The sequence below is a fragment of the Paenibacillus sp. JDR-2 genome (assembly GCF_000023585.1).
GTDB lineage: Bacteria > Bacillota > Bacilli > Paenibacillales > Paenibacillaceae > Pristimantibacillus.
In genome coordinates this window covers 3,046,096-3,070,416 of sequence record NC_012914.1, presented here as the reverse complement: position 1 = coordinate 3,070,416, position 24,321 = coordinate 3,046,096, and the positions used below count along the sequence as shown (strand labels likewise).

Here is a 24,321-nt window from a genome sequence, read left to right as displayed (position 1 = left end):
ATATATATCCATCATCCGTTAGGATGAGTAGCATTAGAAGCTCAGTACTTTATTAACCGCATCTACGATACGAGCTGGAGTTGGCAGCCAAGTATCTTCGATTTGCGCGAAAGGATACACTGTATCCGGACCAGCAACGCGAAGAACTGGAGCTTCGAGGTGCAGGATCGCTTTTTCGTTGATTTGAGCAATTACTTCTGCAGCTACGCCGGAAGTTTTTTGCGCTTCTTGAACAACGATTGCGCGGTTTGTTTTTTTAATCGAAGCTACGATTGTATCGATATCGAGCGGTACCAGGGAACGCAGGTCGATAACTTCCGCGTTTACACCGTTCTTCGCCAGCTCGTCCGCCGCTTTCACGGCTGTGTGAACCATCATGCCGTAAGCGATGATGGTTACGTCCGAACCTTCGCGAACGACGTTTGCTTTACCGATCTCGATTGTGTACTCACCTTCAGGTACTTCAGCGCGGAATGCGCGGTATAAGTTAAGGTGTTCCATGAAGAATACTGGGTCATTGTCGCGGATTGCGGCAATCATAAGACCTTTTGCATCATAAGGATTGGAAGGAATAACAACTTTAATACCTGGAGTCTGAACAGCCAGACCTTCCAAGGAGTCTGTATGAAGTTCTGCAGCTTTAACGCCGCCGCCAAATGGCGTACGGAATACGATTGGCGAGTTGTAGCGACCGCCGGAACGGTAACGCATACGAGCTGCTTGAATGAACATTTGGTCCATTGCTTCATAAATGAAACCAACGAACTGGATTTCGGCAACCGGGCGGAAGCCTTGAATACCCATACCCACTGCCAGACCGCCGATCGCGGACTCGGCAAGAGGCGTATCGAATACGCGCTCCTCGCCGAATTCTTCTTGCAAACCTTCAGTTACGCGGAATACACCGCCAACTTTACCAACGTCCTCACCGAAGATAAGTACGTTCTCATCACGTTTAAGCTCCACACGCATAGCGTCGCGGATTGCTTCCAACATATTCATTTGAGCCATGATCGTCAGATCCTCCTTCATTTTTGCTCGTGCAAAATCCCATCGTCAGGCAAGGGTATTATTGAAAATCAGCCTTTTGCTCTTCCAGATGCTGAGGCGTTGTTTCGAACATGGAGTCAATCAAGCCGCCAACTGTCATTTTCTCAGTTGCTTCCGCTTTCTTGATGTTCTCGTTAACAGCCGCTTTCGCTTCTTCTTTCACACGGTTTGTATCTTCTTCCGTCCAGAGGCCTTTCTTCTCCAGGAACTTGCCGAAACGAATAAGAGGATCCTTAAGGCCCCATTCCGCTTCTTCTTCTTTCGTACGGTATTTCGTCGCATCGTCAGACAGGGAATGCGGACGGAAACGGTAAGTCAACATCTCGATCAGAGTTGCGCCTTCACCGTTACGGCCGCGTTCAGCTGCTTCGGATACTGCTTTAATAACAGCAAGAACGTCCATGCCATCGATTTGAATACCTTTGATACCGGCAGCAACCGATTTATGAGCAACCGAAAGAGCAGCAGTTTGTTTCTCGTAAGGAGTTGTGATGGCATAACGGTTGTTTTGTACAACATAGATAACTGGAAGCTTGAATACTCCAGCAAAGTTCATAGACTCGTAGAAGTCGCCTTCAGAAGAGCCGCCGTCACCTGTATAAGTAATCGCTACGCGTTTCTCGCCGCGTTTCTTGAATGCCATTGCTACGCCGGCTGCATGAAGCACTTGCGCGCCGATGATGATTTGCGGCATAAGCACGTGTACGTCTTCAGGAATTTGACCGCCATGCTGATGACCGCGGGAATACAAGAAGCCTTGGTACATAGGAAGACCATGCCATACAAGCTGCGGAATATCGCGGTAGCCCGGGCAAATGAAATCATCTTTATTAAGCGCGTATTCGCTGCCGATCATTGATGCTTCTTGTCCGGATACCGGAGCATAGAAGCCAAGACGGCCTTGACGGCCAAGATTTACAGCACGCTCATCCCAAGTACGGGTGAATACCATACGGTACATAATTTCTTTCAATTGTTCGTCAGTCAGGTCCGGCATATATTCCGGGTTAACCACGTCGCCATCGAGCGACAACACGGATATTGGTTTTACAGGTTCCGTTTGAACTTCATATGGCAGTTTGTTAAGCACTTTGCTCATTTTGAACGCTCACCTCGATCATTAATATTTGAAAATCGGAGCTCTCTGTTATAGAATCATAATACACCTGTTTGCCGAATATGGTCAAAGAAAAAAACAAAAAAACCGTTGTTTTTCGCTAATCTGGCCGATTTTACTGATGAATTGTATGTGTAACAGATTTGATTTTTCTGTATAACAGCATAATACACTCAGGGTCCCATACCAGACAGAGACTTGCGAACGGGCAGATTCACATTACCTTACTATTGTTTACCCACATGCCAACCATTCCATTCAGGGGGATTCACATATGACTGATGAACGTTATTTAAAACGCACCGTAGTTAAAGAAATTGTAAAGAGCAACTATTTGCTCGAAGGCGAACGCAGCTTGCGCGTCTATTTGCCGCCCGGTTATAACGAGGTGCTAAGCTACCCTGTCGTGTACTGCCAGGATGGCGAAGACTTCTTCAATTTCGGAAGGATTGCCACGACGGCAAACCGCATTATTCTCGATGAGGGCGTTGAACCTTTTATTATTGTTGGCGTAGATGTCGACAAAACGTACCGAACAGCGGAGTACTCGCCTAGCGGCGACCGTCATGAGGCTTATGTCCGGTTCTTCGGGCAAGAGCTGATTCCTTTTATTGAAGGTAAATATCCCGTACGTACCGCTCCCGAGCATCGGCTGCTTGCCGGCGACTCCTTGGGCGGAACGATTTCTTTCCACCTCGCTTTGACCTATCCTGAGCTGTTCACGCGCATTTTGTCGCTATCCGGTGCTTATTATGACCGTTCCCGTGAAATTATGGAAGCTCAAAAGGACCTATCTTGGCTGGAGATCTACATGATTGCCGGCTTCCAAGAGACCGCTTATGATACCGGCCATGGCATCTTTGATTTCCTCGACATCAACCGGACGGCCCGTTCTCTTCTGGAAGGACGCGGCGCTAAGGTAACCTATGCCGAAAAAGAAGGCGGCCATCAGTGGGGCTTCTGGCAGCAGGAGCTGCCTGCCGGCCTGATGCATTTTATCGAAGTGGAATAAAAGCCAAAAAGGCCTTCCCGTTTGTCTTTAGACAAGGGAAGGCCTTTTCTATTTGCCGCTGCACTTATTTCAGGTCGTTAACGATCTGATCGAGGAGCCGTTTGCAGCCTTCGGTTACAAGCTCGTACACATAATCGAAGTTGCCTGTGTAATACGGATCAGGCACATCGTCCTCAGCCGCTTGAGGCAGCATGTCCATAAATTTGAAAATTTTCGCCGAATGAGATGCGTCTCCGATGATGCGGCGTACATCGGCTTCATTTTTCGTATCCATGCAGACGATATAATCAAACGTTTGGTCCTGAGCGGTGAATTGTCTCGCTTTCATCCCGGCATAGGAGATGCCGTGAAGATCTAGCTGCTTGCGCGTCCCTTCATGGGGCGGTTTTCCGATATGCCAATCCCCTGTACCTGCGGAATCAATCTCGATGACGTCCGTCAGCTTACTCTTCTCTACCAGGCTGCGGAATACGGCTTCCGCCATGGGCGAGCGGCAAATGTTGCCAAGGCAAACAAACAATACGCGTGCTTTATTCATATAATGCCACCCTCCTTCTGTTTAAGCGATCTGCGGGGCAGTCTCCACTTATAATAAACCGACAGCATGCGGAACACGATAACGATAACAAACAGCAATAAAAGCTGTATGGTCGTATGGAACCAGCCTTCACCTACTGCCAGGCCCGCGAGCATAGCCCATACCGCATAGATTTCATCCTTCAATACGAGAGGCTTCCTGCCTGCCAGCACATCGCGGATAATGCCGCCCCCAATCCCGGTCAACATCGCGGCTACCAGCACGGCACTGATCGGGTGATTCATCTCCGTTGCATATAATGCACCCTGAATTGCAAATGCGGATAAGCCGATGGCATCGAAGAACGCTTCGCTTTTTTTCCATTTGTTAATCCAGGATACAGGCAGCAAAAACGCAATCGTCATGGCAATAACCGCAATTTCCAGCAAGCTGCCCTGGTTCCATAACGTTGTAACCGGCCGGCCGATCAGCAAATTTCGTATAACCCCGCCCCCAAACGCGGTTACAAGCCCCAGCACGAATACGCCTAGAATATCATATTCTTCCTCCATGGCAACGATCGCGCCGCTGACCGCAAATGCAACCGTACCGATAATACTGAAAACGCCAAAGATGTCCAAGCTTCTAACTCCTCCGCTTCCATGATGACCGTCCATTCGCGCATGCTCCGCCACTCCTGTCGGTATGTCCTTCATCATTTTAGCCGCGTATATCCGGTTTGACAATTGCTACTTTTGCCACTTCTTCTTTCTTTTTTCTCAAAAACCTAGTTTTATACCCCGGCTTCGCATTATACTGGCTTCAGCACTATGCAGGCAGAAAGGAAGATTAACCATGAACAACCGGATTATTATCTGTACGGGCGGCCGTTTAGGCGAATGGGTGCGTCCCTATATCCGTCCAGGCGATCGGTTAATAGGAGCTGACCGCGGCGCTTTGTTCCTGGTACAGCACGGATACACGCCGGATCTGGCGCTTGGCGACTTCGATTCCGTAACTCTGGAGGAGCTTGAGCTTATTCGTTCCGTCAGCCGGGAAACGGTCACGTACGATCCGATAGACAAGGACTATACGGATACTGAGCTTGCCTTCCGTTATGCGCTTGAACAATCTCCTTCCGAGATCCGAATGCTTGGGGCACTGGGGAGCCGGTTCGACCATTCCCTTGCAAATGTCCACTTATTGAAGCTTGCAATCGAACAAGGCATTCCGGCATCGATTACCGATGAGCATAATACGATTTCCCTTGCAGAGGAAGGAACTACCGGGCTGCAACAAAGCGAATACAGTCATATTTCGCTCCTTCCGCTGTCCGAAGAGGTAAAGGGAATTACGCTGCGCGGATTTGTCTATCCGCTGCATGAAGCAACGCTGCGGATCGGTCAATCCCTCGGCATAAGCAATATTCTCGCGGAGCCAGACGGTACCTTGACCGTCCGCGCAGGCACCTTATTAGTTATTCAAAGTAAAGATTAACGGGGCGAAGCAGGTTATTCCCCGGTTGCATCCGGCTTCGTCTCGATCGTTAAGCCCTCTACATACTTACGGCCCATCAGCTTCCTCTTCTTCCGGTTTTCCTTCGTATCAAATACGATATCCATATCATAGTCAGCGCCGGGATACAGTTTCTCCCTGTTGATATACGGCTTGATCCGTTTCCGGTTGAAGGACATCTTTTTCCCCTGAACCTGAACGATTACTTCTCCCCGCTCGTCAGCGGGCTCAAACACAATCCCGGCACGCTTCAGCGGATAGATCCATACGGCGTCTCCTTGGGCGTAGGCTGGAGCAGGGGATTTCTCCTTCGGGTTGCTCGTCTCGTCCGGCTGCTCTGTTTGTTTCGGCAGAGCAGACTGTTCGATAAACAATTTCTCCTCGTCTTGGCTCTCTTCTTCGGCCGGTTCATCCAATTGGATCTTCACTCTTCCCTCCGCAAGCTTCTCGGCCCGCTGCATTACATGCCCGGGAAGACCGAACCTTCTCGCAATCGCAAAAGCATGACTCTCGCCCGCTTCCCCAATCTCCAACCGGTATAGAGGACGCAGCGTTTCGGAATCAAACGCCATTCTGGCATTCATGCAGCCGCGCGTTCTGGAAGCAAATTTCTTAATCTCGTTAAAATGCGTTGTTGCCCCCGTTAAAGCTCCGCGTTTCAGCAGCTCTTCCAGCACAGCAATGGATAAAGCGATTCCTTCGCCGGGATCCGTACCCGCAGCGAGCTCATCCAGAAGAATAATCGTCCGCTCGTCAGCTGAACGAAGCATTTCCTTCAGTACGGCGATATGCGAGGAAAATGTGCTGAGCGACTGCTCCAAACTTTGTCCATCCCCAACATCGGCCATAATATGGCGGAAGACGCCAAACCGGCTTTGCGGAGAAGCCGGCACAAGCAGGCCGGATTGCACTAACAAGGTCAGCAGGCCAATAGTCTTCAGCGCTACCGTTTTGCCGCCTGTGTTAGGTCCCGTAATAATAAGCTGCTTCCACCTGATGCCCAGCTCGACGTTAATCGGTTCGGCGTGACCGCCAAGCAGAGGGTGACGGGCTTCTACAAGCTTAATGATTGGTTCTTCGCTAAGCGTTACGGGCTGACCGTCATAGGACAGCGAGAGCTTACCTCTGGCCAGCATGAAGTCAAAAGACGCCATAGCTTCCCGGTTCTGAAGCAGTTCGTATTTATACTGCTCCGCCTCCTCCGACAATCCGGATAAAATAATCGTCCGCTCCCGCTCCTCCTCCGCCGACCATTCCTGCCATTCCTGCTGCAGCTCCGCAACGTCTATCGGCTCAATAAACAAAGTCTGGCCGCTAGCCGATTCATCCCATACGGTCCCGGGAACCAGCTTTCGATGCTCACGTTTGACCGAAATGACGGATCTTCCTCTCCGCTTGCTGATTATCGGATCCTGAAGCGCCGACTTATATTTGGAGAGCGAGGCCTCCAGCTTTTTGTGAATTCGGTCCTCAATCACGATGAGATGGCGACGGATCGTCCCAAGATCGGGACTGGCTTGATCCGTCAACCTGCCGTACCGGATACAACGGTCTAGCTCCTGTCTGAGATTCGGACAGTCATTCATCGAATCGGCATAACCCGCAATCGTTGGGGCGATCATTCGTTTATTGTTCATGTAACGTTTCATCTGCCCAATGGAAACAAGCCAAGCCAGCAGCTGGTCAAGCTCCGTCTCCGTATAGATCCTGCCTTTCCCGAGCAAGGCTAGGAACGGATCGATTCCGTCCATTGCGGACAGCGGTACGCTTGCTCCGCTCGCCAGCAAAGCCGCAGCCTCCTCCGTTTCGTTCAGCCATGCCCGGATTTGTTTCGGATTGGTGCTTGGTACATGCCGCTCTGCCAAAAGGCGACCTGCGGGGGATACGGTGTAGCCGATCATCTTGTCTTTCAATTTGTCATATTCCAATCTTTGAAATACGGCTTCGTTCATGCGTAGATGCTCCTTTATCTGTTTTTGGTTATAAAAAAAACAGGAACAGAACGCAGAAGCGTTCCGTCCCTGTATCGGCTGCACCTATCCCGTCATAGGCTCCGCAGCGCACAAAAAAACCGTGCTGCAAGAGCACGGGTGATTGGCCGCTGCCGAATAGCATTCAGGCGGAAATCCTCATGTCCTTAACTCATGGCACCGGTCCTTGTCAAAAGACGTCGCAATAAAAGCATGCGATACGATGCAAATTTTGCATCCGCAAGCCGTTCAAGCTCATCTAACAAGACCGATCTATCCAATTAAGAGTTAAGAACACCAGCAAACATTAAAATTTCCCCTTTCGGAATAAGCAAAAAAGCTATGAAATAGCTAAATCCGTTAGCTATACACACAATGTACGCTAACGGATTACCATTTGTCAATCTATTTACCTACAGAAACTTCCATACCGGTTAACGCAAACTCCGCATAGGAGGGCATAGGGTACGTTTTTCTCAGATCAATATCATGCGACATATGAGTAAACAAAGTCTTCTTTGGTCCCCATACGGGAAGGAGCTCAAGCGCCTCCGTCACATCATAGACGGATCTTGTTTCGTAACGGAAGTTCTCCTTGTAAAAGCTTGTGCCAAGCACCAGCAGGTCAAGCCCGAACAACGGCTTCTGCTGCTCGCCCGTAAGTCCGATGGAATCGGAGCAGTATGCCCATGACGTTCCCGAATTCTTCTGGTCAAACCGAAACGCGTATGCGTATCCGTTCTTCCCGTGATTCACTTTCCAGGCTAATACCTCCCAATTCCCAAAGGTGCAGGGCTGATCAATCGGGACAAAAGCGATATTCCGCCCCAGCCAAGGAAAACGCTGCAGGATCTCGGCGATTACTTCGGAAGGAGCGTACGCTTCCCCTTTTACGCCCAACCACCGGCAGGCATCTGCCCATTCCGGCAATCCGCCGATATGGTCGAAATGGGCATGCGTGACAAGAATGCGGTTCACGAACCGCAGCCCCGCAGATTCCATTTGTTTGCCCCAATCCGGTCCGCAGTCGATCATCATTGTACCAAAGTCTGGGGAATCAAGCTGGACAAGGGCGCGGTACCGGCGGTTGGCGCCGCCTGTTCGTGCCTCGCTGCATACCTCGCAGTCGCAGTACACGCGGGGCACCCCCATCGCATCCCCCGTTCCCCGGAACGTAATGGTGATCATATCGGCAGCAGCTCGAGTTGATCGCGTCCGCGAAGCCCTTCCACCATATCGATCCATTGCTGCGGCTTGTTAGGCAATGCCGAGTAGTAAATCTCGAGGAATTGGACAACTAGGGCTGCAGGAATTGCAGCTAAGTCTTCGTCCGCCGGCAGGAAGCATAGGTTAAGTCCTTCAACCGCTTCTCCGTTATGTTCCCAAGATGGGTGAACGTAAGGAAAGTTAATCATTTTATAGCCGATATGGGACAAAACTTCGCGGCGTACGAACGGATTCATCGGCGTTACACCGCCGAATTCATGCTCGCCGCTCTCGTACGGGTTGTAGATTTCGGCAAACATGCCTATTGGCGCCGTACCGGATTCGCGTGCCAGTCTTGCCAGGTCATTCTCACGGCCACGCATCAGGAAACGGCCAATCCCCTTGTTCGCCACGCCGATAATCGTAAAGTCGGTCATCGCAACGCGAAGATCGGGATAATAGCGATATTCGGTCGATCCAACAACTTCGCCATTGTCTACCGCAACATAGACATGAATGCTTGGATCTTCAAGAGGCTCTTTCCATAGCTCGTAAGCCAATACCTCTTCGGGCGGGAAAATGCGTTTGAGCAGCGCATGAAGCGATGCGAAGTAAGGATCGTTGATGGAAGTAATGCGGTGGTAAATTAATGACATGAAAAAACCTCCTACTAAGCTAATCGCACTTTGAAAAAGCTTGGGCCATCGGCCGCTGTTGTTTTTGAATGGTCTCTTGATTAGATTTCCAGAAGTAGACCTTCAAAAACAAAGGCGGACGCTACCGCTCCGAAAGCTCCAAGCTTTTTCGCCGTGTCACGGCTCAAAAATTATGTTTTAACCATGTAATTCTAAAGAAAAGGATTGCGCCATTCCATCAAAGCCGCGTAATTGCAGGACTCTTCATCGTCCAGATAGTCTGACGCAATTCCGACCGGTGTGCGGCCGCAGCGCAGAAGGAACGTAATGACCGGATCCTTGTAGATCCCCTTCATCACTTTATCCAGGTATTGCTCCGGAGTCTCTTCCGCTGCGAACTTGTGGTAGCCCGGCATTCTGCCGGCTCCAAGCAGGCGCTTTAGCCGCAGATGAACAACGGTTTCGTACATGGACTGCAGCAGCCATTTGCCGATGCCCGCTTTGCGGTAGGCGGGAATAACGCAAATGTCCGCAACGTATAACGTATCCCCTTCGGGATTGTGGTTGCGGATATAACCGCCGTCCGTAATTTGCTCCCAGCTGTGCGATCCATGATATTGATTCATATCCACGATAAGCCCTGTCATGGATCCGATTACTTTGCCGCCGATTTCGCAGCATAACGCGCCTTCAGGGAAACGGCTAATATGTTCATTCAGCTGCTCCACGCTCCACCACAGCTCCTCCGGATACGGAGGCGGGAAGCATTCGCTTTGCACCGCAATCAAGCCTTGAAAGTCTTCACTCGTATACGAACGTATAATAGCTTCTGTTGGAACACCGTCATGAATAACGTATAATTGCTTAAGCATTTCACGCCTCCTTCCACTCCCGCAGCTTATGCCCAGTCCGTATACAAGTCTGTACGGCGGTCTCTCCAGGTCGTTACAGAGCCGGCAGCACGGACATCCTCCAGCAGCTTCAGGTCAAGATCCGCTACGATCAGCATGTCATCGTTAATGACGCCTTCACTCAAAATCCCTGCAGGCGGGAACGGAATATCGTTAGGCGTGATCACGGCAGCCTGACCGTAGTTCGCACGCATAAAGTCAACCTTGCGCAAGGCCCCTACCGTACCGGTCGTTACAATGTACACCTGATTCTCCACCGCTCTTGCATGGCAGCAGTACCGGACTCGGTAGAAGCCATGGCGGTCATCCGTGCAGGATGGGCAGAAAATAACGTCCGCGCCTTTAGCGCGCGCCATCCGGACGATCTCTGGAAATTCGATATCGTAGCAGGTCAGCATGGCGATTGTGCCAAACGGCGTCTCGATAACCTGCAGACCGTCGCCCGGCGACATATTCCATTCGCTGACCTCGGTAGGCGTAAGGTGGATTTTCGCCTGACGATCAATCTTCCCGCCCGGATGGAATAAATGAGCCGTATTCTGACGCTTGCCGTTACCGGCATCAACCACATGCGTCCCGCCAACGATATGCATGTTATATTCGGCAGCAAGAGAACGGAACAGGCTTTCATACTGCTCCGTAAATTCAGGCAGACGGTCGATCGGCAAGGCTTTGCCCGTGCCGTCGCCAATCGATAACAGCTGAGTGGTAAGAAACTCCGGGAACAAAATAATCTCGGTTCCGTACTCGGACGCATTACGAACGTAATGCGTTACCTGAGCGGCAAAATCTTCGAACGATCCAATATCTTCAAGCTTATATTGCACAGAGGCAACCCGGTATTTCAACGACCTCTCCCCTTACTTTCTTTGTTTGAATTGCAGCGTAATGGTTGTCCCCAGATCAGGCAAGCTGAATACATCAATCTTGCCTTCGTGCAGATCCACAATACGCTTGGCAATCGACAGGCCAAGTCCCGCTCCGCCGGTCGCGCGGCTTCTTGCCCCGTCTACACGGTAGAAACGCTCGAACATATGCGGAATTTCGTTTTCCGGAATGCCGATCCCTTTGTCCTTCACTTCAATCTTCACGATATTTTTCGCCACGCTGACGGAGACATCGATCGGATCTTTACTGTATTTAATCGCATTGTCCAGCAAGATGACAAGCAGCTGCTGGATTTTGTCCTTATCCCCATACATTCGGACAGACCGCGACAATGCCTTCACTCTTATCGGACGCTGGAAGGTTGTCTGGAGCATAACCGCCAGTTCCTCGACGACCAGCACCACGTCGAACATCTCTTGATTCAGCCAATCTTCCTGCTCGGCTTCCGCCAGCATCAGCATCGACTTCGTCAAGGTTTGCAGTCTGCTTGCTTCTTTATCAATGGCTTCAATAGCCTCGTCGCGAACGCTTGCATCGTCGCGTCCCCAACGTTTTAACATGCCCGCGTAGCTGCTAATAACCGTAAGTGGGGTTTTCAACTCGTGGGAGGCATCGGCAACAAACTGCTTTTGCCGCGCGAACGTCCGGTCAAGCCGGTCGATCATCTGGTTAAAAGCACGGACCAGCTGCTGGAGCTCTGCCGACTCCTCATGACTGGAAGGCTCGATTTTTCGCAGCTTACCGCTTCTGTCGATCTCGCGCATCGTATTAATCATCTGCTGCATCGGCGAAGTAAGCCGCGAGGTGAACCAATATGTCCCGAAGATGGCGAACAGAATGGCTCCCGCGCTGGTTACCGATAAAGCGGCAACCAGAATTTGCAAGTAATCGTCCAGTTCATTCAACACGCGATTGATTTCCAGCATGGCAACCACGTTAGGTCCGTCATAGATTGGCACACGCATGTACATGATGCGCTCGCTGCCTTTTTTGATCATCCCGGTATCATGATGGCCCTGGAAAGACGCCGGAAGATTGAGAAGTACGGGATCTGATCCGGTAATATTGACGATTTTGTTATCCGGCCTAATAATTCGTATCATTTCATTGACATTGTAATATTCGCTTAGCAGATCGGCATCATAGATCCCTTTGCCGTCCTGTATCTTCGGATTTTCCAGCATCAGATTCACTTTATTCCCGATCACGCGCTCTTCGCTTTCCGTCGTAATCTTGATAACGTAGAAATAAACAAAGATATTAAAGAGAATTAGAATAAAAATGAGCCAGAAAATCGTAAAAAGCGTGAATCGTTTGCGAAGCGTCATGCGTCAGGCTCCTTTATCATATAGCCGACGCCCCTTACGGTATGAATCAGCTTATGACGGTAGCCCTTATCCAGCTTTTGGCGCAAGTACCGGATATAGACGTCCACCAAGTTTGTTTCCCCGATAAAGTCATAACCCCATACTTCCGATAAAATGTCTTCCCGCGATTTCTCTTCGTTTTTGTTCTCGACCAGATAGACAAGAAGCTCGAATTCGCGAGGCGTTAGCTCAATAACGATTTCCTTGCGGTATACCTTGCGGGTACGCAGCTCGATCGTTAAATCTCCAACCTTAATCAGGTCGGATCCTTCGGATTCTTTCGGGTACTGCTGGAAGATACGCAAAATATTGCGGACGCGGGCAAGCAGCTCTTCCATCGCAAACGGCTTTGTAATATAGTCATTAGCGCCGTGTTCAAAACCGCTGACCTTATCCGGTACCGTATCTCTTGCCGTCAGCAAAATAACGGGAACCGGGTTGCCGGCCTGCCGCAGACGGCGAAGCACTTCAATGCCGTTTAATTCGGGAAGCATCACATCGAGCAATACCAGCTCCCATTCGCCTGTCGAGGCCATTTCATAACCTGTCCGTCCGTCGGCTGCTGTACCGACCGTATATCCTTCATGCTCTAATTCAAGCTGTAAAATGCGGGAAATACCCGCCTCATCTTCAACGACCAGAACTCGTTCATTCATTACGAATGTCACCTGCTTCTAAATATGCTATGGACTCGTATTCATCATAAAGAAGGTTTATTTCAATTGCAAGCAAGGTCAGCGTCAAAACCTGACATGAGCAGCATTCCTTTGCATTTCGTGCGAAATAAAGTCAAGGAGAGGCTTAAAAGCTTTCTCCAGCGGCTTGCCCATCGCTTTTATATCCGTGGCCCATTTTCCGTGCCAAATCGCATCCAGCCAATCGGTTGCCGGCAGCAGCGGAACAGCGGCAATCGGAAGTTCGGGCATCATTCCGATCCATTCGTTCCTGCCAGAAAATTTTGCATCCTTGTTGGCGATCCACTTCAGGGAAGCACCGCGAGCTTCAAGCTTCCTGCTTATTTGCTCCAGCTCCAGAATTTGATCCGCCTTCCACCTCGATGGATAGGGATCGGCTACAACAAGCACAAGTTCTGATTGGAGCAGCCATTCCTTGTGATGGATTAACGCTCCGACGGATACATCGGTAACGGACACGGCAATTTCCTTCGCTCTTAATCGCAGCTGAAGCTTATCCAGCTCATCTCTATAGTCTTGGGTAACCGGATGCTTCTGGGCATGCCACCATACCCCCTGCTCGTTCCAGCTATAATACCTGTCTTCCAGCTGATCTCGTCCTCTCATATTACTTCGCAGCAATGCCGCCCATTCAGGCCGTTCGGAAGGAAATTCAGCGGCAGCGCAAGGGATTCCGCCATTTGCAAGCAGCTTTGCCAGGGTAATGGCCACAAACGTGGCCCCCGCTCCGGATGAGACCGGAACGACCGCAATCTTCATCGTACGGCAATCTTCCGGATTACCTCCTTGAACGAGCTTGGAAGTTCCGGCAAAACGGACAGGAATGTCTCTATTAGCCGCAATACCGGCACAAGCATGCAGTTCCCTCTCCACCTCAACCATCGTATTATACCGGTCCTCGATACGGGGCTGAACCATTCTCCACAGCAAATCGGCGAACCGGCTTGGAACATCTGTCCGTAATCCCCGGATAAACCTGTTGCTTCGGTTCATCATTTCTGCATGGTTTAAGTAACTCCCTTCGCTGAGCAAGTAATAGAGCAAGGCACCAAATCCGTATATGTCAGTCCGGGTCTCGCTCCGTCCCATATGCTGCTCAGGAGCTGCAAATCCCGGCGTTCCCAGCTTCATGGTCGTCTGCGTCTGCAAGGCGGTTCTAGATTTGGCGATTCCAAAATCGATAAGCCGGACATGTCCGTTGTTTTCAACCATGATATTCGAAGGCTTAAGATCACGATGAATGATTGGCGGAAATTGGCTATGCAAGTAAACAAGCGCCGAGCAAATCGGCAGCGCAAGCTTTATTGCTTCCCCGAAAGAAAGCTGCCGATTATGCCGGTTGAACAGTTCTCCCAGCGTCACTCCATGGATATAGTCCATAACGATGGCTTCAGCTCCATAACCCGTTAGTGTAAAGCTGTCCATAATATGAGGCAGATTCGGATGACTGAGTCGCATCAGCATTCTAGCTTCCTCTGATGCGCGGTCTGAATCCGTCACTTTAATCGCGCGCAGCTTCCCTTGAAGCTTCAAATCCTCCGCGGCGTACACATCCCCCATCCCCCCGCTTCCAAGCTTCCCTACCAGAGTGTACCGCTCTCCGAGTATCATTCCGGATTCGAGATGAATCAACCTGCCTTCATTTTGCATGAAAGAATCCTCCTTAAATTAAACATGATCAACAAAAAAATCCCGGCTTGAAACAAGAGTCTTCTTGGACTCCTGTTCAAACCGGGATGCTTTCCCTGTTGTATTCCGTTATATCACGCCTACTGCTTCTTTTCCAGGTATAACGTAATCTCCTCGCGGTTATGGAATAACTGCTTGGCGCGTTTAATGATAAATGCGGTTGAAAAACGTTCCTTGACCTCGCGAATGGTCTGAAGAGGCTTTTTGTGCATCAGCTTTATCGTAATAATAGCCGAGGCATGCGGTGCCAGCGTCTCTTCCAAATCAAGCACCAGACGGCACATCTGCATGGGGCTCCAGCTCATATCGCATACAAGCAGATCAAAGGAACCCGGCTTGAACTTGACCTCCGATGCATTCCGTTTCAGGTACGTCAATGCAGGATGACCTGCCAGCGACGGGTGCATGTCTCCCGGATCAATCGCCGTTACCCGCAGACCCCGTTCAAGCAGCAGGGATGTCCAGCCGCCAGGAGCCGCTCCAATGTCCACGGCACTACGGAACATGGAATAATCCAACCCAAACTCCCGCTCCGCTTCAAGAAGCTTGAATTTGGCGCGCGAGATTTGCCCTTCCTCCCGTTGGAATCGTATCGCTCCGCCAGGCCAATCGGACAGCATGTCCTCCGGCTTGCCAAAGCCGATAAACAGCTCGCTTGCCGCGGCATAAATGGCAATGATAATATCCGGATGCTGGACGACGGGTTCCGCATCCAGCTCCTCCAATACCGCATCCAGCACTGCCTTTGTGTCCGAAGCGGAATACGGGAAGGCCGTCTTGTTCGAGCGGCGGACATGGATAGCCACCTGCTTGTCCTCAAACAGCAGACGCGAACGTCTTATCGTCTCCGACAGCTCCTGCAGATCATCCGCATTGCCTTTGATCTCTACCGTACGGTCAACAGGCTGCAAATGTCGCAGGAAAATCGGCTTGTCCGACGCAACAGCAGCGGTAACGTCTTCCGCAGAAAGCTCGCTGTCGAATAAAAAAGTTTCTCCGGCGGCAAGCTGCGTTACTTTAACGCCGTCTAACAGCCGCCGAAGCTCTTCAATTGCATAGGGAGAATACCCCTGATTAGCCGTACCAATCCATCGGCTCACTTCAACACCTCCGTTGTTACACCAACCCAAAAAACATTTATTATCAGCTGCCAGCCGCAATTTCGTCAAGCAGCGAGTCCGGCATTGGCCCGTTCATTATTTTCATTTCAATCGGCGCATGGGACGACAGCATATGATACATGTGCATTCTTCCCGCAGTGCTGGAGGTATGCAAATAGACTTTTTTCGGATAACGGGCAGATTCCACCAAATGACGGACAACCTCGTAACCCGTCGGCTCATTCCAGCCCAGATCATAGTCCAGCGACAAGATATCTATGGATTCGGAATCAATCAGAAGCTTGCATTCCTCCGCATTCCGAGCGAGCACGAAACCTTTCGGACAAGGACGATAGTCATCCAGATATACATGTATCATTGTTCATGTCCCCCATTCGCGCATCAGGTTTAATTGTCTTCCATAAGAACCGTCTTCGTCTGAAGGCGTTTCCAGTATAAAAGGAACGCCAGCAAGTGCGGGCACGGACATCAGCCACTTCAGTCCTGCTTCGCCGATATGGCCGCTCCCAAGCGCCGCATGCCGGTCCCGCCGTGCGCCAGCCGCGAACATCGAGTCATTGAAGTGCACAGCCGCAACATGCTCCAGCACCCCTAATGAGACGGCTTTCTTCAGCCATTCCGCATCAGTCTCACCATGCCATAAACCGCTCGCAAACATATGGCAGGTATCCAGACAAAAAGCCAGCTTCGCAGGCTCCGCGCATAATCCCCGGATTTGGGCTAACTCCTCAATGGTCGTCCCCATAAACGTATGCTCGCCAGATTGAATCTCAATCAGCAGCTTGGCATTCCCGTTCCACCTGCTTGTCACTTCATTCAGCGATTGAATAATGGATTGGTAACCGGCAAGCGGTTCTTTCCCTTTATAGACGCCAAAATGAACGACAACGCCAATGGAGCCGCAGCTGTTTGCAATATCCAGATCATTAAGCAAGGATTCAACGGTACGCTGGCGAACATCCTCCCGTTCCGAAGCCAGATTCGTCGGATAGGGGGAATGCGCGATGGTCAGTATATCGTACTGCTTGCACAGTTCCGCGCAGCGCTCAGCCTCTCTCCGGTCGAAGGATTTAAGTCCAAGGCTGCGGGGGTTTTTCGGAAAATACTGAAAAGCATTAATGCCGCCCGAATAGGCGGCTTTGGCGGCGGAGGCATAGCCTTCCTTTATGCTGAGATGACGGCCGATGTACATCGTTCTACTGTTCCTTCTGGCAGACTGGGCAAACGAAAGCTTTGCGCGACGAGATCTCAAACTGCTCGATAGCGGTACCGCAGACAAAGCATGGCTCTCCCCCGCGGTCATACACCTGACAATGATCGTTGTAACCGCCGGTAATTGCATCTCCTGCTGTTAACGGCTGCTCCATGTAGCCACCCTTTGAAATCGCTTCCTTTAACACACTATGCATGGATTCATAGACTCGTTCCCATGTTTCGTCTGTCAAGGAAGGAATTTTTGCATCGGGACGGATTTTTGCCGCGAAAGCAATCTCGTCCGCATAGCAATTGCCGATTCCGGACAACACATGCTGGTCTACAAGTGCTGTTTTGAGCGCGCCTCTCTTCTTGTTGAAGCGTGCTTTAAAGCGCTCAAGCGTCAATCTTTTATCGAATGGATCCGGCCCAAGCTCAGAGAGCTTCGCATCCGCTTCCTTTACGGACATAAAATGCAGGTAACCGAGCCGCAGACCGATAAAATACAAATTGCCAGTCGCAAAACGGATCGTTACCTGAACCGTGCGGTCAGGACGCTCTTCTTCGCTGCCGAAAAACAACGTGCCTCCAAGCATCAGATGGAGCACGAGACGTTTGCCGTTATCGAGGTGGAATAACAGATGTTTGCCTCTGCGTTCCACAAACCATATCGTCCGGCCAACCAATTCCGCTTCGAACTGCTCGGCGCTAATGTTAATCGATTTATCTCGGGTAACTTCCGTTCCCGTAATCGGCGAGCCGATAATCAGCTCCGATAATCGTAATCGGTAATGTTCCATTTCCGGTAGTTCCGGCATGCAAGTTCGCTTCCTTCCTGTCGGCTCTATTGCTTTCTCTTATATCCCGATTGAGGACGAAATATACGAGAGAAGCTTATGTAAATCATCGCAAATAACGTCGGGCCTGCAGCCTGCGCGTTCTGCATAGTAGTCAAGGTTATCCCGTGTCGTTAATCCGGTAAGCACGAGTACCGTTCCACAGCCAGAGGCATGCCCGGCTGCGATATCCGTAGCCAGGTTATCGCCGATGACCCAAGTATCTTCGGCTGTCAGGCCAATCTGGCGAAGGGAATAATCCATTAAGATCTTCGACGGCTTGCCGATCAGCGTAGGCTCCTTGCCTCCAGCCGCCGTCAGCATGGCGCCTATCGATCCGGCGCCGGGGAACAAGCCGCCTTCTCCGGGCAGCAATAGATCCGGATTGGTCAACACAAATTCGGCTCCCTGAAGTATGGATCTAACCGCTCTTGTCAGCTGTTCGTACGACAGCTGCCGATCCAGTCCCTGCAGGACAAAATCCGGCTGCTCTTCGGTAAGCTGCAAGCCCGCAGCTTCAACAGCTTCAATGAGCCCGCTTTCGCCAATGACCAGTACAGAGGCGCCGGGTTTTTGGTTTGCTATGTATTGCGCCGCGGCCTGCGCGGAGGTGCATACCTCGCGCGGCTCGGCGTCGATCCCCATTTTGCGCAGCCGCTCAGCAACCGCCTCCGGGGATACGGTCGAATTATTGGTTACGAACCGGTAAGGCAGCTTCCATTCGCGAAGCTGCCTGATTAGCTGATCCGCACCTTCAATTCGCTGGGTGCCATGATATAAAGTGCCGTCCAGATCAAGGAGCAAGCCTTTCATCGGCGCTGATTGTTCGTTCATTCCGCTAGCTTCCTTCCCGTCTTGCGCAGAAGCCGCTCCCTCCTCTTGCGAAGGCTTTCGATTTCGGCGCGGCGCTTCGCGTCCCTTCTCCCGAGAGGATCGATAAGCGCCAATTCCAATGCTTCTGACACATATGATAGAGCTGAATCAAATTCCTTCAGCTTATGCTCGTAATACATAGCCAGCTCAATGCTCGCATTCAAGCCAGCCGATCCATGCTGGACCGACTGTATAACAGCCTTCTGCCACAATAACACAGCTCGTTGCCAATTGCCAGCTTTCTTGTCTCTTGCAGCCAGCATGTTGAGCGTGGCGGCTGCGGTGCGGTCACCTCTTAACGCGGCTTCGAACATAAGCTCTGCCCGGTCGGCATGTCCCATCTTCTCCAGCCACAAGCCTGTACGAATAAGCTCTTCCGATTCGGCAGGCATCGGCAGCTGGTAGCCGCCATCCGTGTTCCCGTTCAACAGATGTCCAAAGCGGATAGACAGACATACCAGCGACAGCATATCAATCTCATTATGCTGATAGACGCCTCGCAGCGGCTCCGGATCGCCGTCGGCGAGAAACTGAAAATACAGCTGAGGCGCAAGCGAGCCGGGTACATCGTCGACCCGCTCGATTCCGAGCCGTTCCTCTTCAACATGGCTTAACCGCAACGACGCAAGGGTATTCTTCCATATACTGCGGGAAGGATGCAGAAAATCAAGATGAAGCGGCTCCCACAGCTTCCGGCTGTATCCGTTTAGAATGAACCGTGTCTGCATGACCGGCCAGTCGAAGGTTTTGCCGTTATAGCTCACCAGATAGCGGTAGTTGCTTAATTTGCTGTTGAGGTAATAAAGCATTGCCCGCTCCTCGGCGGGATGCCGAATAACCGCCTGTTCCACGATCAGCTCGGAGCCCATCCAATAGGCCAGACCAACCATAAACGGCACGTTGCCCGTGCCAACGCCAAGCCCCGTCGTCTCAAGGTCGAGATACAATAGCTGTTCCGCGTCAATCGGTGCCTGGTGGAATGCCCTCAATCCGGCAGAAGCGGATGGCAGCTCACCTAGGCAATGAATGCCATGCTGGTGACCGGCCGGATATACAAGCCTTCTGATCAGAAAGCTGCCCGCTTCGTTGTGAAGCAGCTTCACCCCCATGGAAGACCATTCTTCCGACAAGGTCTCCAGATGGTCGTCATCCGTCGCAGGCGAAATTTCCGTTTCCGGTGCCTGCACGACAGTTACGGCTTCTTCGGAAGGAGAAGCTGAGCTGCTGCTCCCGCGAAGCCGGTTCATTTTATCGCGAAGACTACTCATTGCCTGCTCTTCCTCCCTTCTTGTAGCTCAGCGCGCAGAATTATAACATCGATAAGAGCTGCACGCTTTTCTGCTTCCCGTTGATTCCTTCGATTTCGTTTCCGATACATGATGGACATCCATCCTTGCATGAGCATTTTTTGATTAGATTGGCGGCGGCTTGCTTCACATCATCAAACCGTTTGTAGACGTCGTCGGCAAGCCCGATTCCGCCGGGATAATGGTCGTAAATAAAGATTGTCGGCAGACCCGTATGGGCGGCCTTGATCTGAGAGGTCACATGGACGTCGCTCCGGTCGCACATCACCATCACCGGCACGATATGCTGAATAACGTTGGCGATGCCAAGCAGCAGCTGTTCCAGCACCTTGGTTCCCAGCTCCGGATCGGTGTCTTTCAGCTCAAGCCAGGTTGCACGGGTATGCAGCTCCTGCTCAGGCAGATGGATCGGTCCGGATCCGATATTTTCAAACGTAGTGAGCTTGATTTTCTTGAAAATCGTCGGAATCATCGTAACCGCTACATCCCCTTGATGAACGGCGCCGCTGCCCGATATTCTGGACTTGTCGATCTCCAGAACCTTCAGATTCACCGCAAGATTGGCGTCTGTATAATACTCGACATCCACCTCGCGCACGTAGGCCTTCTTGTGGTCCCAGTCCAGCTTCTCAACCTGATACTGCACCCCTTCGTGCAGATAAATAGCTTCGTCATGAAGAAGCGTCATTGCGCTGAACCGGTCCATCTCGCCAATAATACGGACATCTGCCACACTCGTCTGATCAACGATCACGACATTTTCCTGCGATGCGGAGCGCAGGCTGATCTCGCTTGCCGGGAAAGCCTGGTTCGCCCAGTAGAACGTGTCGCCGCTTCTGTGCAGCACGCGTTCCTCCTGAAGGTATTCCAGAATTTCGCTGATCTCAAGCGGTCCGAATTCCTCCGTATTCTTAAAAGGCAGCTCGTACGCCGCGCAGCGGACATGATCGACGAGAATAATCAAATTCTCCGGATTAATCCTTGCGGACTCCGGGTTGCGGTCGAAGAAGTATTCCGGATTCTGGACGATATACTGATCGATTGGCGTCGAGCTGGCCACCATCAGAATAAGCGCTTCGCCATGTCTTCTTCCGGCGCGGCCCGCCTGCTGCCAGGTGCTTGCCACGCTGCCCGGATATCCGGTCATCACGCAAACCTGAAGCTGCCCGATATCCACGCCAAGCTCCAAAGCATTAGTGCTAACAACCCCCAGAATCTCGCCTTCCCTGAGACCCTTCTCGATCTCCCTCCGCTGCTTCGGCAGGTAACCGCCCCGGTATCCCCGGATCGACTTCGTGCCGATTTCATTTTTGACCAGCTCTTGTATATGACTAAGGATAATCTCTACCCTCACGCGGCTGCGGGCAAACACAATCGTCTGTATCTTATTCTTTAAAAACTCCCTCGCCAGATGATTCACTTCAACGGTCGCGCTTTTCCGAATGTTCAGAGGCACATTAACAATCGGTGGATTATAAAAGACAAAATGTTTCCTGCCTCTTGGTGCGCCGTTATCGTCAATTAGCCGCATCGGACTGCCGGTCAGCTGCTCCGCCAATTCTTTCGGGTTCGCAATGGTTGCGGATGTGCAAATAAAGGTCGGATTGCTTCCGTAAAACTTGCAGATGCGCTTCAGCCTGCGAATGACATTAGCCACATGGCTGCCAAATACGCCTCGGTATGTATGCAGCTCATCGATGACGATATACTTCAAATTCTCGAACAGGCTGACCCATTTCGTATGATGAGGCAGAATGGCTGAATGGAGCATGTCGGGATTCGTTATAACGATATGGCCGGCCTTGCGGACGATCTGGCGGATCGTCGGCGAAGTATCGCCGTCATAGGTGTAACTCTTGATGTCGATGCCCATCTCGCTTATGATCTCGTTCAGTTCGCTCTTCTGGTCCTGTGCCAGCGCTTTGGTTGGGAACAAATACAACGCACGGCTTGTATCATCCTTTGCAATCGCCTGCAGAACGGGCAGGTTATAGCATAACGTCTTGCCGGACGCCGTTGGCGTTACCGCGACGATATTTTCTCCTTTGGACGCAAGCCGGAAAGCTGTTCCCTGATGGGTGTAAAGCTCGGAAATGCCGCGTTTCCGCAGCGCCTCCCGGATACGCGGGTCCACACTGTCGTCAAACGGCGTGGTTTTGGCCTCCTGCGGCTCCATTTCATGCCAATTCACTATATTTTCATTTGAGCGTAATTCCTCAATTAATTCAGGCAAAGTTTTTTTCTTGAACATAAACGTTCGTCACCCCTTGATACCAACAGTTTAGCGAATATTTGTTCGCTTGGCTAGAGGATTCAGGGAAGACATATTTTGGAGACCGATAAAAAACCCGCCCCTGAATGGGGCGGGTAATGATTATGGATTATACATGAGGCGATTCCCATGAGCGTTTGCTCCAGCCGACATGATGGCCAAGCACCTTCATGTCCCTGTCCAGTTGAACATCAACGCCAAACGCCATTTGATTGCCCCGCCAGAACCGAACGTCTTTCCAAGACACCTCGTAGCCGTCCTGTTTTTCCTCTACCTGCAGATGCACTTGGTCGGCAAAACCAAGGAATGCTTTTACCCCATCAGCCTCCAGTGCGGCCTTTACAGCTGGTACATGTTCGCTTGGTTCATACTTGACCACCGTGGATTCCAGACGGATCTTGCTGCCGGTTACAGTGCCTGTGCGATAGCAATCCCCGCAGTCGGCCGTAAACTGCCAGCTCATGCCCGACATGCTGGGTATAAGCGTTATAGCTGTGACCCTGCCAAGATGGAGCTTAAGTCTTCTTTTTATCCTCCAGCGCAGCCGCAGGCGTATGGCGATATAGAGAATAGTTGCGGCATATATGCAAGCAAACATTGCACCCGGCGGGAAAACGCCAAATATCCAGCAGAGCAATCCGATTGCATGGGCTCCGAATAAATAAGGATCAAACAGACAAAGGGCATCCAAATGCCACCATTTCCTGGAGAACGGCCGAAGGCATTGAACGCCATACGTATTGAACAGATCCAGAACAATATGAAAGCATACCGCGGCAAGCGTCCATAACATTACCAAAAGCACATGATCCAGCACGCCAAAGAGCCAAGCGAAAGCTCCTCCGATACCGGCTGCCCATATAAGCGGAGACGGTACGGAATGCGTAATCCCCCGGTGGTTCCGAATGTAAGCGGCTTGGCCCTTTAACCTTGCAAAGACATCAAAATCCGGCGCATGACTGCCTAGCACCGTTCCGGCCAGAACCGCATACCCGATCTCCGGATGAACCGAAATTACCGGGTCAAGCATGGCAAGACCGCCAAGTGTTGCACCAAACAGCAAATGACTTCCCGTATCCACCTGACCTCATCTCCTTAGCCGCTGATTTAAGGCCAGCATAATACGGGACCGTTAAGGGATTATTTTCGAGGCGTGTTGATTTTGTAAGGAAGTTGGACTTCTACTCTTTGAACCGCGGAATTTCCGTATGATACAGGTCATGAGCGGCATAAGATTCCGGAAAAATCGTCCTTGCTTCCTCTTCAAGGCCCGCAAGATCCTCATCTACAAACCTTGTACTGAAATGCGTCATGATCAGCCTTTTGGCATTAGCATCCCGCGCGGTAGTTGCCGCTTCAACAGTCGTAGAATGACCGTACAGATGGGCTTTCTCTTCCTGACCGGCCGCAAAAGTGGCTTCGTGCACGAGTAAATCCGCATTTTGAGCAAGTCTTAAGGCATTGTCGCAAGGCTTGGTATCTCCTGCAATGGTTATAATTCGGCCGCATTGCGGTTTTCCCGCAACGTCTGCCGCAAGGATGAGCGTTCCGTCAGGAAGCGTAACATCCTCCCCTTTTTTAATCCGCCCAAACAACGGACCTGCCGGGACACCTAACTGCTGAAGCCGCTCGACATTCAACTTACCCGGGCTCTCGCATTCGGTAATGCGGTAGCCAAAGCAAGGGACGCGGTGCTCCAGCGGCAGAGCTTCAACCGTGTAGCGTTCGGTCTTATAGACGACACCTTCGGACACTTCATGGTAAGTAATTTCATAATCGAGACGGGAACTGCTTAACGTAAGCGCTGTCTCGATCATCTCGCGGATACCCGGAGGACCAAACAGCTGGAGCGGAGTATTGCCGCCCACGTAGGACCGGGTGCTGAGAAGCCCCGGAATCCCGTATGTATGATCGCCATGCAGATGGGTTACAAAAAGCGCCTCAAGCTTATTCAGCTTCAGCGGAGTACGCATTAATTGATGCTGGGTTCCTTCACCCGCGTCAAACATCCATAGCGAACAGTCCGGATCCGGCAGCCTAAGTGCGATGGATGTTACATTCCGATGCTTCATCGGGCGGCCTGCGCCTGTTCCTAGAAACCATATTTCCATTGTGCTGCCACCTCCAGGTCACCATATGATAGGAT

At 51.2% G+C, this 24,321-nt stretch carries 23 protein-coding genes; 2 read left to right on the top strand and 21 right to left on the bottom strand.

The features are described from left to right. Window positions 1-33: 33 nt before the first annotated feature. Window positions 34-1,011, bottom strand: a complete 978-nt coding sequence (locus PJDR2_RS13440) for an alpha-ketoacid dehydrogenase subunit beta (RefSeq protein ID WP_015844249.1) — start codon at window positions 1,009-1,011, stop codon at window positions 34-36. 58 nt (window positions 1,012-1,069) lie between these two features. Continuing rightward, window positions 1,070-2,149, bottom strand: coding sequence for a pyruvate dehydrogenase (acetyl-transferring) E1 component subunit alpha (gene pdhA / locus PJDR2_RS13435; protein WP_015844248.1), 1,080 nt, complete (start codon window positions 2,147-2,149; stop codon window positions 1,070-1,072). Between the two features lie 292 nt (window positions 2,150-2,441). Between pdhA and PJDR2_RS13430 the strand changes: the two genes are divergently transcribed. Continuing rightward, window positions 2,442-3,179, top strand: a complete 738-nt coding sequence (locus tag PJDR2_RS13430) for an alpha/beta hydrolase (RefSeq protein WP_015844247.1) — start codon at window positions 2,442-2,444, stop codon at window positions 3,177-3,179. A 64-nt stretch (window positions 3,180-3,243) separates the two neighbouring features. On the opposite strand, the gene PJDR2_RS13425 is transcribed toward PJDR2_RS13430, so the two are convergent. Both PJDR2_RS13425 and PJDR2_RS13420 read right to left on the bottom strand, forming a co-directional pair. Next, window positions 3,244-3,717 carry a low molecular weight protein-tyrosine-phosphatase gene (locus PJDR2_RS13425; RefSeq protein WP_015844246.1) on the bottom strand — a complete coding sequence of 158 codons (474 nt, stop codon included), beginning with the start codon at window positions 3,715-3,717 and terminating at the stop codon, window positions 3,244-3,246. After that, entirely contained in the window at window positions 3,714-4,337 is a 624-nt protein-coding gene (locus PJDR2_RS13420; RefSeq protein ID WP_015844245.1) for a trimeric intracellular cation channel family protein, read from the bottom strand. The genes PJDR2_RS13425 and PJDR2_RS13420 overlap by 4 nt, the downstream gene beginning before the upstream one ends. A gap of 214 nt (window positions 4,338-4,551) precedes the next feature. On the opposite strand from PJDR2_RS13420, the gene PJDR2_RS13415 reads away from it, so the two are divergent. Then, complete coding sequence (locus PJDR2_RS13415; protein ID WP_015844244.1) at window positions 4,552-5,193, top strand: thiamine diphosphokinase; 642 nt, start codon at window positions 4,552-4,554, stop codon at window positions 5,191-5,193. 14 nt (window positions 5,194-5,207) lie between these two features. On the opposite strand, the gene PJDR2_RS13410 is transcribed toward PJDR2_RS13415, so the two are convergent. The 17 genes from PJDR2_RS13410 to rnz form a co-directional block, all read right to left on the bottom strand. Next, complete coding sequence (locus PJDR2_RS13410) at window positions 5,208-7,163, bottom strand: endonuclease MutS2 (RefSeq protein ID WP_015844243.1); 1,956 nt, start codon at window positions 7,161-7,163, stop codon at window positions 5,208-5,210. A gap of 423 nt (window positions 7,164-7,586) precedes the next feature. After that, entirely contained in the window at window positions 7,587-8,369 is a 783-nt protein-coding gene (locus PJDR2_RS13405; RefSeq protein ID WP_015844241.1) for an MBL fold metallo-hydrolase, read from the bottom strand. Beyond that, window positions 8,366-9,043 (bottom strand): GNAT family N-acetyltransferase, encoded by a 678-nt coding sequence (locus PJDR2_RS13400; RefSeq protein WP_015844240.1) that lies wholly within the window; start codon window positions 9,041-9,043, stop codon window positions 8,366-8,368. The genes PJDR2_RS13405 and PJDR2_RS13400 overlap by 4 nt, the downstream gene beginning before the upstream one ends. A 191-nt stretch (window positions 9,044-9,234) precedes the next feature. After that, window positions 9,235-9,894, bottom strand: a complete 660-nt coding sequence (locus PJDR2_RS13395) for a GNAT family N-acetyltransferase (RefSeq protein ID WP_015844239.1) — start codon at window positions 9,892-9,894, stop codon at window positions 9,235-9,237. Window positions 9,895-9,920: 26 nt separating this feature from the next. Further along, window positions 9,921-10,781: a carbon-nitrogen hydrolase family protein gene (locus PJDR2_RS13390; protein ID WP_015844238.1), complete on the bottom strand. Its 861-nt coding sequence runs from the start codon at window positions 10,779-10,781 to the stop codon at window positions 9,921-9,923. Window positions 10,782-10,793: 12 nt separating this feature from the next. Continuing rightward, entirely contained in the window at window positions 10,794-12,149 is a 1,356-nt protein-coding gene (locus PJDR2_RS13385; RefSeq protein WP_015844237.1) for a HAMP domain-containing sensor histidine kinase, read from the bottom strand. Then, window positions 12,146-12,844 (bottom strand): response regulator transcription factor, encoded by a 699-nt coding sequence (locus PJDR2_RS13380; protein ID WP_015844236.1) that lies wholly within the window; start codon window positions 12,842-12,844, stop codon window positions 12,146-12,148. Before PJDR2_RS13380 ends, PJDR2_RS13385 begins: the two co-directional genes overlap by 4 nt. A gap of 84 nt (window positions 12,845-12,928) precedes the next feature. Then, window positions 12,929-14,533 carry a serine/threonine-protein kinase gene (locus PJDR2_RS31920; protein WP_015844235.1) on the bottom strand — a complete coding sequence of 535 codons (1,605 nt, stop codon included), beginning with the start codon at window positions 14,531-14,533 and terminating at the stop codon, window positions 12,929-12,931. Between the two features lie 119 nt (window positions 14,534-14,652). After that, window positions 14,653-15,672, bottom strand: a complete 1,020-nt coding sequence (locus PJDR2_RS13370) for an SAM-dependent methyltransferase (protein ID WP_015844234.1) — start codon at window positions 15,670-15,672, stop codon at window positions 14,653-14,655. A 43-nt stretch (window positions 15,673-15,715) separates the two neighbouring features. Further along, window positions 15,716-16,051 (bottom strand): cyclic-phosphate processing receiver domain-containing protein, encoded by a 336-nt coding sequence (locus PJDR2_RS13365; protein WP_015844233.1) that lies wholly within the window; start codon window positions 16,049-16,051, stop codon window positions 15,716-15,718. A 3-nt stretch (window positions 16,052-16,054) separates the two neighbouring features. Beyond that, complete coding sequence (locus tag PJDR2_RS13360; RefSeq protein WP_015844232.1) at window positions 16,055-16,885, bottom strand: deoxyribonuclease IV; 831 nt, start codon at window positions 16,883-16,885, stop codon at window positions 16,055-16,057. A 4-nt stretch (window positions 16,886-16,889) separates the two neighbouring features. Beyond that, window positions 16,890-17,705 (bottom strand): DNA-formamidopyrimidine glycosylase, encoded by an 816-nt coding sequence (gene mutM / locus PJDR2_RS13355; protein WP_015844231.1) that lies wholly within the window; start codon window positions 17,703-17,705, stop codon window positions 16,890-16,892. Between the two features lie 39 nt (window positions 17,706-17,744). Continuing rightward, a complete protein-coding gene (locus PJDR2_RS13350; RefSeq protein WP_015844230.1) occupies window positions 17,745-18,557 on the bottom strand; it encodes a TIGR01457 family HAD-type hydrolase in 813 nt (270 codons plus the stop codon). After that, window positions 18,554-19,864: a ribonuclease H-like domain-containing protein gene (locus tag PJDR2_RS13345; protein ID WP_015844229.1), complete on the bottom strand. Its 1,311-nt coding sequence runs from the start codon at window positions 19,862-19,864 to the stop codon at window positions 18,554-18,556. Before PJDR2_RS13345 ends, PJDR2_RS13350 begins: the two co-directional genes overlap by 4 nt. 40 nt (window positions 19,865-19,904) lie before the next feature. Then, entirely contained in the window at window positions 19,905-22,154 is a 2,250-nt protein-coding gene (locus tag PJDR2_RS13340; RefSeq protein ID WP_015844228.1) for a DEAD/DEAH box helicase, read from the bottom strand. Between the two features lie 130 nt (window positions 22,155-22,284). Beyond that, entirely contained in the window at window positions 22,285-23,256 is a 972-nt protein-coding gene (locus tag PJDR2_RS13335) for a metal-dependent hydrolase (RefSeq protein ID WP_015844227.1), read from the bottom strand. Window positions 23,257-23,356: 100 nt separating this feature from the next. Beyond that, a complete protein-coding gene (gene rnz / locus PJDR2_RS13330) occupies window positions 23,357-24,286 on the bottom strand; it encodes a ribonuclease Z (protein WP_015844226.1) in 930 nt (309 codons plus the stop codon). Between the last annotated feature and the right edge of the window lie 35 nt (window positions 24,287-24,321).